The following is an 11,368-nucleotide window of genomic DNA, read 5'->3' on the forward strand; positions in this document are numbered from 1 at the left end:
TCTGGTGAAAGGGCCCCTTTGATGTCGGACGACCTGACCCCCTCGGACTACGCGATCCTGCTGCTGCTCGGCCACGAGAACCGGGAGATCTCCAACACCGAGCTGCACGACACGTACGGGTTCCGGCTCACCGGATCGCTGTACGCCAAGCTGAACGGCTCGGAATACGTCATCTCGAACACGCAGCGCCGCCCGTACCGGCACCGCCTCTCGGCGAAGGGCGCCGCCGTGCTGGCCCGGCCGCTCGCGATCGACGAGGAACAGGCCGACGCCACCGAGAAGCGCACGTTCCGCGAGCGGGTGCTGTGGGCCGCGCTGCGGGCGGTGCACCAGCCGCGGGCCGTCGAACAACCGCCCGCCCCCGACACGCGCAGCCTCGACAAGCGGGTCCGCGACGCCTACGCCGAGGTGGCCGACGGTCCCGGCGACTGGGTCGACCTCACCGCGATCCGTCCCCTGCTTCCCGATGTCGCCAAGTCCGAGCTCGACGTGGTGCTGGAGAAGATGCTCGACGCGCCCGACGTGCGGCTGGACCCCGAGGTGCACCGGCACCGGCTCGACCGGGCGGCGAAGGAGGCGGCCGTCCGCATCGGCGGTGAGGACAGGCACAAGTTGGCGATCGGGATGCGATGAACGACGATCAGCGGTCCGCGCTGGCCGCGCTGCGCTTCAACTGGGTTCAGGCCCCCGAGGACGTCTGGCGGGAGTCACCGTTCCACGTGGACGGCCTGCACCGGACGATCGTCCAGGACGTGCTGGACGGCATCGCCGAGGCGGAGGCCAGCACGGCCGCCGACCCGGTCGGCCTGGCGCTGCAGGGCCCCGCCGGTTCGGGCAAGACCCACCTGCTCGGCTGGGTCCGCGAGCAGGTGCAGCGCCGCGGTGGTTACTTCTTCCTGATCGGCCTGCTCGACGGGCGGCAGTTCTGGGACGGTCTGCTGCTGTTCCTCCTGGACGGCCTGGCCCGGCAGGTCACCGGCGGCGACACCCAGCTGGAGCTGTTGCTGCGACGGTTGTCCGCCCGCATCGGCGCGCCGCGCAACGCCCGGCGGGCCGTCATGGGCGAGACCGCGCTGACGCGCCCGGCTCTCGACGCCTTCATCGAAGGGCTGAAGGACTACGACTCGTACGTCCACCGCCAGTGCCGCGACACCGCACGCGCGCTCGCGCTGCTCGCCTCGGACGACGACGAGCACCAGGACATCGCCGACAGCTACTTCGGCTGTGCCGACGAGGCAGTGCCGGGCGAACGCAGGCGCTGGGGCATCGGGCCGAGGCGGCGGACGCCCCAGGACCTCGTCCGGGAAGTCTCGGCCCTGCTGGCGGTCACCGGCCCCACCGTCATCGCCTTCGACCAGCTCGACACGCCGATCGCCCAGTCGGCGATCCAGGAGGACCTGGCCAAGATCTCGCCCGAGGCCGTCGACCTGCATGCCGCCGGCGTGGTGGCCGACCTGGCCACCGGACTGATGGACCTGCGCGACCTGACCCGGCGCACGCTGACGCTGACCACCACCCTGTCGCAGACGTGGAAGCTGCTGGAGAGCCGGGTGCCGTCCTCGTTCCGCGACCGTTTCCGCGGCAACCTGGCCCTGGGCGGCATCCGCAGCGCCGACCTCGCCCGGCAGATCGTCGAGAAACGGTTCACCGCCCGGTACGCCACGGTCGGGTTCGAGCCGCCGTACCCGACCTGGCCCGTCCAGCCACGGGTGTTCGACCAGGCCGTCAACTACACGCCGAGGCGGCTGCTGGCCGACATCGACCGCCACATCCGCGGATGCCTGCTCGACGGCGAGATCGCCGAGCTGACCGATCTCGCCGACATCCCCGCCGACAACCATGCGGTCGAGCCCGCGTCGAGGACGGCGCCGGTGGTCCGCGACGAGGTGATGCGCCGGATCGACGCCAGGTTCTCCGAGCTGAAGCGGACGGCCGATGTCACCTCGCCGATGGAGGGCGACACCGAGGACCAGTGGTTCCCCGAGCTGCTGGCCGCCGGGCTCAACGCCTGGATCGCCGAGCGGGGCGACGCCGGGCGGGCGTTCCGTGTCGATCCCCCGCCGAGCGCCAAGGCTGACCTGCACGCCCGGCTGCGGCGAGCGCTCGGCGGCGGGGACGAGGACGACGTGAGCAGCGAGGACGAGGCGCACTGGTCGTTCCGCGCGATCAGCGACACCCACCACGGCCTGGCCGCCCTGCACCGGATCCGCCGGGCCCGGACGGCCGCCGGCCTCAGCGCCGACGTGACCAAGCGCAAGCTCTTCCTGATCCGCAACGGCCCGTGGTCCCCGTCGGCCAAGACCCAGGAGGTCATCGCCGATTTGAAGGCCGACGGCGGGGTCGTCCTGCACATCGAGGAGGCCGACCTGCGGGTGCTGGCCGCCCTGCACGGGCTGCGCCAGGAGAACCCGGCCGAGCTGGAGGCGTGGCTGGTCCGCGAATGCCCGACGCAGCAGCTCGCCCTCTTCAAGGAGGCCCTGGCCGACGCCGACTCCTGGACCAGCCCGGCCTCCGCCCGGCCGGAGCCCTCGCCGGAGGCGTTCGCGATCGGGCAGGCCCACGACGACGACGCCGTCCCGGTGTCCATCACCCTCGAGGCCCTGCGTAAGCACATGGCGATCTTCGCCGCCTCCGGCTCCGGGAAGACGGTGCTGATCCGGCATGTGGTCGAGGAGTGCGCGCTGCTGGGCGTGTCGGCGATCGTGCTCGACCCGAACAACGACCTCGCCCGGCTCGGCGACCGGTGGCCCGAGCCGCCCGGCCGGTGGCGTCCCGGCGACGCCGAACGGGCGGAGGAGTACCTGGCCGGCACCGAGGTCGTGGTGTGGACGCCCCGGCGGGAAACCGGCCGGCCGCTCAGTTTTCAGCCGCTGCCCGACTTCGCCGAGGTGCGTGACGACCCCGACGAGTTCGACGCGGCCGTAGAGGCGGCTGCCTCCGCGCTGGGCCCCCGGGCCAACGTGGCCGGCCGCAGCACCAAGGCGCACCTCGGGATGGCCGTGCTGCGCCGGACGATCCGCTACTACGGCGAGCGAGGCGGCAGCAGCCTGCGCGGCCTGATCGAGGTGCTCGGCGACCTGCCCGACGGCGTCAGCGACCTCGACGGCGCGGCCCGGATAGCGGCGGATCTCGGCCAGACCCTCACCGCGTCGATGGACAACGACCCGATGTTCGGCGGCAGCGGCACCCCGGCCGACCCGGGCGTCCTGCTCACCCCGTCGCCCGGCAAACGCGCGCGGGTCTCGGTGATCAGCATGATCGGCCTGAACGACGAGGCGCGGCAGAGCTTCGTCAACCAGCTGCAGATGGGCCTGTTCGCCTGGATCAGGAAGAACCCGGCCACGGACCGTCCGCTGCTGGGGCTGCTGGTCATGGACGAGGCCCAGAACTTCGCGCCCTCCGGGGCGATGACCGCCTGTACGCAGAGCACGCTCGCCCTCGCGGCGCAGGCCCGCAAGTACGGCCTCGGGCTGCTCTTCGCCACCCAGGCCCCGAAGGGGCTGCACAACCGGGTGTCCGGCAACGCCGCGACGCACCTGTTCGGCCGCCTGACCGCCCCGGTCCAGATCGCCGCGGCCCAGGAGATGGCCCGGGTCAAGGGCGGCGAGGTGCCCGACATCGGCGCGCTCACCTTCGGCGAGTTCTACGTGGCCCTCGAAGGAGAACCCCCTCAGAAGATCAACGCCCCGCTCTGCCTCAGCCATCACCCGAGCAGCCCGCTCACCGACGAGGAGGTCATGGACCGCGCCCGCCGACCCTGAGGGTGCCGCTCCACCCTGGACAGTCCAAGAGCAACATGTCAAGACTCCAGGAACTTTCGGCTCGTACGGGAAAACTTTTGTCGAGTTCGGCGAAAGCCATGGACTTTACAACGAAAGCAAACGATGGTGTTCATCACCATGAATTCTCTCGGTAACCCTGGAGTGCCGATGAAACGTTTGCTCGTGGCCGCCCTGCTCGTGGGGACCTTCGCCGCCGCCCCGGCCTACGCAGCCGCCGACCCGCCGCAGGAACCGGGTGTCACGCTCAGGACCTTCGACATCGGGGTCCCGATGAGCAAGGTCTGCCCGCTCAAGCCCGGCCAGACGCCCAATGTGGACAAGCTGATGCCGACGATCGACTGGTCCACCACCGACCAGTTCGGGCTCAACGACAACTTCATCACCCACGCGCTGGCCAACCTGACCGCCCCCGCGACCGGGGAGTACACGTTCCGCCTGGTCAGCGACGACGGTGCGAAGCTGTACCTCGACGACGAGCTGGTGGTCGACCACGACGGCCTGCACGACGTCGAACCGCCGGGCGAGGGCGCCACGGAGCTGACCGCCGGGGTGCACAAACTCCGGATCGAGCACTTCGACCGTACGGGTGGACAGCGTCTGACCCTGTCCTGGCGGACGCCGGGCGCGAGCGACTTCGCCGTCGTGCCCACGAGCGCGCTCACCACCGACGCCGGGGTGGTACGGGTGACCGCGCCCGGGCAGAAGGAGTGCGCCGAGGGCACGGACACCCCCGGGGACGGGCTGCCGTTGACCGCCGTGAACCCGGGCTACACCCTGACCGACCTGCGCCCGCCGGGCTTCGAGCCCCAGGTGACCGGGATCGCGTGGCGGCCCGACGGCAAGATGCTGCTCAGCACGTGGGGCGGCTCCGACCAGCTCAAGGGCGAGGTCTACCTGGTCTCCGGGGTCACCGGCACGACCGGGCCGGGCAAGGTCACGTACAAGAAGATCGCCGAAGGCCTCAAGGAGCCGATGGGCATCGCGGTCGTCGACGGCCTGGTCTACGTGTCGCAGAAGCACGAGCTGACCGAGTTCAAGGACACGAATTCCGACGACGTTCTCGACAGCCGGCGGACCGTGGCCACCTGGCCGTTCGGCGGCAACTTCCACGAGTTCGCGTTCGGGCTGCTCTACAAGGGCGGCAACTTCTATCTCAACCTGTCCGTCTCGATCAACCTCGGCGGCGCGACGACCGACCCGCAGCCGGTCGGCGGGCGCGGCACGCACATCGTGGTCAACCGCAAGAGCGGCAAGGTCACCACGGTCGCGGGCGGGCTGCGTACGCCCAACGGCATCGGCTGGGGTTCCGGCGGCGACCTCTACGTCACCGACAACCAGGGCGGCTGGTTGCCCTCCTCCAAGCTGCTGAAGATCTCCGAGGACGCGTTCTACAACCACTTCACCAACCCGGACGGCAAGTTCGACGCCAACCCGGTGACGCGTCCGGTGCTGTGGCTGCCGCAGAACCAGATCGCCAACTCCCCCAGCACGCCGGTGCTGCTGACCTCGGGGGCGTACAAGGGTCAATTCCTGATCGGCGACGTCACGTACGGGGGTCTGCAACGGGCCGCCCTCGAGACGGTGCACGGGGTCGAGCAGGGCGCGGTCTTCCGGCACACCCAGGGCCTCGAGGCCGGCGTCAACCGGGTGTCGATCGGGCCGGACGGCGCGCTCTACGTCGGCGGGCTGGGCGCGGACGGCAACTGGGGGCAGGAGGGCAAGCTCCGCTTCGGCCTGCAGAAGCTGACCCCGAACGGCAAGACCGTGTTCGACATGAAGACGATGAAGGCCACCCCGACCGGCTTCAAGATCGAGTACACCAAGCCGCTCTCCGACGCGACCGTCGAGGGGCTCGCGAACAAGTACGCCGTGGAGCAGTGGCGCTACGTGCCGACCGCGCAGTACGGCGGCCCGGAGGTCGACCGGGAGACGCTGAAGGTGAACGCCGCCAAGGTCTCCGGCGACAAGAAGACCGTGACCCTGACCGTCGAGGGCCTGCGCAAGGACAGGGTCGTGCATCTGCGGTCGCCCCGCCCGTTCGCCGCGCGCGACGGTGAGACGCTGTGGAGCACCGAGGCCTGGTACACCATGAACGAGAAGCCCGGCCCGCGGACCCAGCAGGTCTTCTACGAGGCCGAGGAGGGCAACCGCGAGGGCGGCGCGTCGCTGGCCACCGACCACCGCGGGTTCTCCGGAATCGGGTTCGTGGCCGGGTTCGGCTCGCTGAACGCGTCCACCACCAGCCACGTCACCGTCGACAAGGCCGGCGACTACAGGGTCGGGTTGCGCTACTCCAACGGCCCCAACCCGTTCAGCGGCACCAAGACCGTCAGCGTCTACGTCAACGGCAAGAAGATCCGGCAGGTGTCGCTGCCGTCGACGGTCACCTGGGAGGAGTGGGCGTCGGTCTACGAGACGCTCAAGCTGAAGAAGGGCGTCAACGCGATTCAATGGCGGGTCGACGCCACCGACACCGGGCACATCAACCTCGACCAGATCAGCGTCCGCAAGCCCGGCGCGCGGATCACGCTGTTCGACGGCGACGGGCTCGACAACTGGCAGCACACCGACGGGCGGCGTCCACAGTGGCCTTCCGTGGCGCCGGACGCCACCGAGGTGTGCTGCGGTGACCTCCGTACACTCGAGGCGTTCGGCGACTACAAGCTGCACGTCGAGTTCAAGGTGCCGCTGCTGCCGCCCGAGGTGACCGGGCAGGACCGGGGCAACAGCGGCGTCTACCAGCAGGAGCGTTACGAGGTCCAGATCCTTGACTCGTACGGGGACACGACGCCCGCCAACAACGAGGCCGGCGCGATCTACACGGTCAAGGCGCCCGACGTGAACGCGGCCACCGCGCCGGAGACGTGGCAGAAGTACGACATCACGTTCCGCGCGGCCCGCTACGACGCTTCGGGCGCCAAGACGGAGAACGCCCGCATCACCGTCGTCTGGAACGGCAAGAAGGTCCACGACAACGTCGAGATCCCGAACGGCACCGGCGGCAACATCCCCGAGGGACCGGCCACCGGCGCCATCCGCCTGCAGGACCACGGCAACAAGGTCCAGTACCGCAACGTCTGGATCGAGCCGGCCGGGTAATCGCCACGGCCCGCTTCCCGCCGCGGCGCCGTGGCGATCATCTCGGTGGTCGCCACGGCGCCGACGGGCCGTCTCGATAGCCTTTCGGGATGACGGATCTTCTCGGGCAGGTGTACGCGGCCGCCGGCCCCTATCTTGAGTCGCTGGCAGCGCGGCCGGTGCAGGATCGGGACGCGTTGAAGCTGCTGGCGTCGCTGAGCGGGCCGCTGCCCGAGGCGGGCGCCGAACCGGCCGAGGTGATCGAGCGGCTGCTCGCGGTGGGGACGGCCGCCGCGACGACCTCGTCCGGGCCGCGGTTCTTCCACTTCGTCACCGGGGGAGTCACCCCGGCCGCGCTGGCGGCCGACTGGGCGGCGGCGCTGCTCGATCAGAACGCGTTCTCGAAGGTCTCGTCGCCGTTCGCGCACGAGGTCGAGACGGTGGCCCTGGGGTGGCTGCGGGAGCTGTTCGGGTTGCCCGCCTCGTGGGGCGGGGCGCTCGTGGCCAGCGCGACGTTCGCCAACTTCACCGCGCTGGGCTGCGCGACCCACTGGTGGGGGTTCCAGCACGGCGTCGACACCGCCGCCGACGGGCTGGCCGAGCTGCCCCGCATGCCGGTGCTGTCGTCGGGTTACGTGCACTCGAGCGCCCGCAAGGCGTTGCAGATGCTCGGGCACGGGCGCAACTCGGTGACGGTCTGCGCCCGCGACGGCGCCGGCCGGGTCGACCTGGCCCTCATGCGCCGGCGCCTCGAGTCGCTGAAGGGCGCGCACGGGGTCATCATCGCCAACGCGGGCGAGGTCAACACGGGCGACTTCGACCCGATCGCCGAGCTGGCCGGCCTGGCCCAGGAATTCGGCTGCTGGCTGCACGTCGACGGCGCGTTCGGCCTGTTCGCCGCGCTGTCACCCCGTACGTCGGGCCTGGTGGCCGGGGTCGACCGGGCCGACTCGATCGCCGCCGACGGGCACAAATGGCTCAACGTCCCGTACGAGAGCGGTTTCGCCCTGATCCGGGAGCCGGCCCGGCTGCACGAGGCGTTCGGGATGCCGGGAGCTGCCTACCTGCCCGGCGCGGGCGACCCGGCCGCCGGGTACGCGCTGTCCGGCCCCGAGTCGTCGCGGCGGGCACGGTCCCTGCCGATCTGGGCGACCCTGGCCGCGTACGGCAAAGAGGGTCATCGCGCCATGGTCGAGAAGCACCTCGACCTGGCCCAGCACCTCGCCGCCCTGGTTGACGCCGCGCCCGAGCTGGAACGCCTGGCCCCCGTGCCGCTCTGCATCGTGTGTTTCCGCGCGGCCCCACCCGGCGTGACCGACCTCGACGACTTCAACCGCCGCCTCGGCGCCGCCCTCCTGGAGGACGGTCGCGTCTACGCCGGCACCACCCTCTACGACGGCCACGTGGCCCTGCGCCCGGCCATCGTCAACTGGCGCACCACCAGGGAAGACATCGACTTCTTCGTCGACGTGGTCCGCGAGCTGGCCGCCTACGTCAACTCGCGCTGATACCAGATGCCGGGTTTGCCCTCGAGGTCGGCGGGGCCGTCGGGCACGAAACCGGTCTTGAGCAGGACCCGCTGGGAGGCGACGTTGGCGTGGGTGGTGGCGGCGCGCAGCCGGGTCAGGCTGTGGGTTGTGGCTGCCAGGGTGCACAGGTCGCGTACGGCTGTGGTGGCCAAGCCCCGGCCGGCGGCGTGCTGCGCCACGCGGTAGCCGAGCACCGCGCCGCCGTCGGAAAGGTCGTACAGGTTGAAGCGGCCCAGCACCTCGCCGCGCTCGCCGGTCAGCAGGTAGAAGGCGCACACCCCTGCCTCCTGTTCGGCCAGCAGAGCGGCGTGGCGCGAGGGGAACGTGGCGAAGTAGTCGTCGCCGCGGTCGGGGATCGTGGTGGCGAACCAGGCGCGATTGGCCAGCTCGAAGTCGAGGACCGCCGCCGCGTGGGAGGCGTGCAGCAGCACCAGCTCAGGCATTGGTAGTCAGGGGCGCGGTGCTCTTGCGAGCCCGGTTCCCCATCCCCCTTTCAATCCGTACGTGCGGTTCTCCCGCATACGGCTTACCGATGATCTTCTTGACATGGGTTACGCCGCCTTCGGATAGCGGATAGTGCCTCATAACCGATATAGGCCCAGCCCGTTGAACCAGTCCTCCGTCCACCGCTCGGCCTGCCCGGCTCGTAGATTGCGGCCACGCTTCTTGATCATCAAGCGGCGTAGACGCCAGACCACGTAGTCGTCGACCTGGGTGAACTTGTCGGCAGCGTTACCGGTCCGGAAGTAGTTGCCCCAGCCACGCAGGATCGGATTGAGAACGTCAATCACGGCGCGGATATCTCGCACTCCCACGCGGTCGCGGCCGGTGCGGGCCCTGACCTTCTCCCGCAGCCGTTTCATCGCCCGTTGCGACGGCCAGCGGTGCAGGTAGTAGCGCTTGATGCGCTTCTGTTCCCACAACCTGCCGGACATCCGGGCCCGGAAATGGCAGCCGAGGAAGTCGAACCCGTCCCGGCCCTCCCGGAGATCTACTATCCGGGTCTTGTCCGGATGCAGCCGCAACCCCAGACCGGCCAGGATCTCCCCGACCGCGTCCAGGGCCGCCCTGGCCTGCGCCGCAGTACGGCACAACACCACACCGTCATCGGCGTAGCGCACCAGCTCCCCCACTCCACGGCGGGTCAGTTCGGTGTCCAGCACGTGCAGGTAGATGTTCGACAGCAGTGGTGAGATCACCCCACCCTGCGGCGTGCCGGCGACCGTCCGCTCGACACCCCCGTCGACCATCACCCCCGCTTGCAGCCACTGACGGACCAGCTTGAGCACCCGACGATCCGACACCCGCTCTCCCGCCAACCCGATCAACCTCTCGTGATCGATCTCGGTGAAAAAACTCGCGATGTCGAACTCGGCCACGAACACGTGACCCGCGATGAACCCGGTTCGCACCCGTTCCATCGCCTGCGTCGCGGACCGCTTCGGCCGGAAACCGTACGACACCGACAGGAAATCGGCCTCGAAGATCGGTTCCAGCACGAGCTTGGCCGCCTGCTGGGCCACCCTGTCACGAACCGTGGGAATACCCAGCGGCCGCCTGCCACCATCTGGTTTCGGGATCTCCACCCGGCGCACCGGCGCCGGACGGTAGACACCTTCGCGCAGATCACGGGCAAGCTCGTCGAGCATCCGCTCGACCCCGTACTCCTGCACCTGCTCCAGGGTGAGTCGATCCACCCCGGCCGCACCCCGGTTACGAAGCACCCGCTGCCACGCCTCCCGCAGGACGTCACCCCTGCAGACACGGTCATACAGGGCGTGGAAACGCCGCTCCGGTGACTGCTTGGCCGCAGTCCATAGCTTGCGTTGAAGTTCTCGCACCTTCCCGAACCGGCGCACCGGACCGGGCTCGGCAGGCAACGGCCTGCCGGGGTCGTTGGACCGGGCTGTCCCGGTCATGCCCTGACGCTTACCCTCTCCACCAGCATGATCAAAGTGAGAGCCCTTCCCTCCCGGCGCGTTCTGCTGCACGCCGATCACCGGTACTACGACCCCCTCGGACTCCCGCTGCACTCCGGACGACTTCACCATCGGCTTATACGCCCGGTCTCTGCCCGACGCAGGCCACGCAGACGGGTCTCTCCTGTTCCAGCCCAGACTGTTCGCACGTGCCACCCTCCCTACCCCGGAGAGACCCGCCAGGCTGACCCCGGAACAGGGCCCGGCAGACATGGCCTTCGCCGTGACATGAGCGGCTCGGCTCTCCCGTTGTGGATCTGACGAGGCTGCAAGGTTCGCTTAACGCTGCGGCCCGCGCGATTGCTCCCTCCAACAAGGCTCTCGACATCCCGCTCAGCCCGCCGGATCTCTCCGACGAACCGGGACCTGCTACCCGGCGCTCCGGTACCTACCGGGACGGGACTTCCACCCGCAAGCCTGGACCAGCTTTCAGGACGCAACACGCGGCCGACCCTAGCCCAGCTTGCCCCGCGCGACCAGGGCCCAGCACAGGAAGCCGAAGGCCGTGGTGGTGGCGAGGGTGCGTACGAGGTTCCAGGCCGTCCAGCGGGCCTCGTTGAAGGCGGCGCGGACGGCGGCCGGGTCGGCGAGGCTGTCCGGCGGGCCGGCGGCCTTGAGCGCGTCGTTGAGCGGCACGTTGACCGCCACCGTGATGACGAAGACCACCAGGTACAGCCCCAGCGCGGCGAACACCCAGGGCGAGGGGTTCAGGAAGGCCGCGACCGCCGTGAACAGCAGCGCGCCGCCGAAGCTGAACATGAACCAGGGGTTGATGATCGCGCGGTCGAGGGCCTGAAACGCGCCGATGAACGTGCGGTCGTCAGTGCCGGCCAGCCCGGCCATCACGGTGTGCTGGTACAGACCGAAGACGCCGGCCATCAGCCCGGTCGTCATCGTCGCCGCGATCAGTGCGGCCACCATCAAAGCGAACATGCCCCCAGTCAACCGGGGCGGGGCCGCGCCAGACATCGTTGAGCGTCCACGGTTCATACGCGGGGCG

7 protein-coding genes are annotated in these 11,368 nt (G+C 69.9%); 4 read left to right on the forward strand and 3 right to left on the reverse strand.

The genetic code is table 11. From position 1 onward, the window contains the following. Nucleotides 1-21 precede the first annotated feature (21 nt). The 4 genes from C8E87_RS37820 to C8E87_RS37835 all read left to right on the forward strand — a co-directional run bounded on the left by C8E87_RS37820 (nt 22) and on the right by C8E87_RS37835 (nt 8,368). The gene (locus tag C8E87_RS37820; RefSeq protein WP_133878168.1) at nt 22-633 is read left to right on the forward strand and encodes a hypothetical protein; all 612 of its coding nucleotides are present in this window, start codon (nt 22-24) and stop codon (nt 631-633) included. Continuing rightward, nucleotides 630-3,761, forward strand: a complete 3,132-nt coding sequence (locus C8E87_RS37825; protein ID WP_133878169.1) for an ATP-binding protein — start codon at nt 630-632, stop codon at nt 3,759-3,761. Before C8E87_RS37820 ends, C8E87_RS37825 begins: the two co-directional genes overlap by 4 nt. A 168-nt stretch (nt 3,762-3,929) precedes the next feature. Then, nucleotides 3,930-6,881, forward strand: coding sequence for a 3-keto-alpha-glucoside-1,2-lyase-like domain-containing protein (locus C8E87_RS37830; protein ID WP_133878170.1), 2,952 nt, complete (start codon nt 3,930-3,932; stop codon nt 6,879-6,881). An 89-nt stretch (nt 6,882-6,970) separates the two neighbouring features. Next, nucleotides 6,971-8,368, forward strand: a complete 1,398-nt coding sequence (locus C8E87_RS37835; RefSeq protein ID WP_133878171.1) for a pyridoxal phosphate-dependent decarboxylase family protein — start codon at nt 6,971-6,973, stop codon at nt 8,366-8,368. Here C8E87_RS37835 and C8E87_RS37840 read toward each other — a convergent pair. The 3 genes from C8E87_RS37840 to C8E87_RS37850 form a co-directional block, all read right to left on the reverse strand. Beyond that, complete coding sequence (locus C8E87_RS37840; RefSeq protein ID WP_133878172.1) at nt 8,350-8,832, reverse strand: GNAT family N-acetyltransferase; 483 nt, start codon at nt 8,830-8,832, stop codon at nt 8,350-8,352. The two genes, C8E87_RS37835 and C8E87_RS37840, sit on opposite strands and share 19 nt — an antisense overlap. Nucleotides 8,833-8,970: 138 nt before the next feature. Next, complete coding sequence (ltrA, locus tag C8E87_RS37845) at nt 8,971-10,308, reverse strand: group II intron reverse transcriptase/maturase (protein WP_133878173.1); 1,338 nt, start codon at nt 10,306-10,308, stop codon at nt 8,971-8,973. Between the two features lie 513 nt (nt 10,309-10,821). Beyond that, the gene (locus C8E87_RS37850; RefSeq protein WP_239080118.1) at nt 10,822-11,301 is read right to left on the reverse strand and encodes an anthrone oxygenase family protein; all 480 of its coding nucleotides are present in this window, start codon (nt 11,299-11,301) and stop codon (nt 10,822-10,824) included. Between the last annotated feature and the right edge of the window lie 67 nt (nt 11,302-11,368).

Origin of the sequence: Paractinoplanes brasiliensis, assembly GCF_004362215.1 — a bacterium.
Taxonomy (GTDB): domain Bacteria; phylum Actinomycetota; class Actinomycetes; order Mycobacteriales; family Micromonosporaceae; genus Actinoplanes; species Actinoplanes brasiliensis.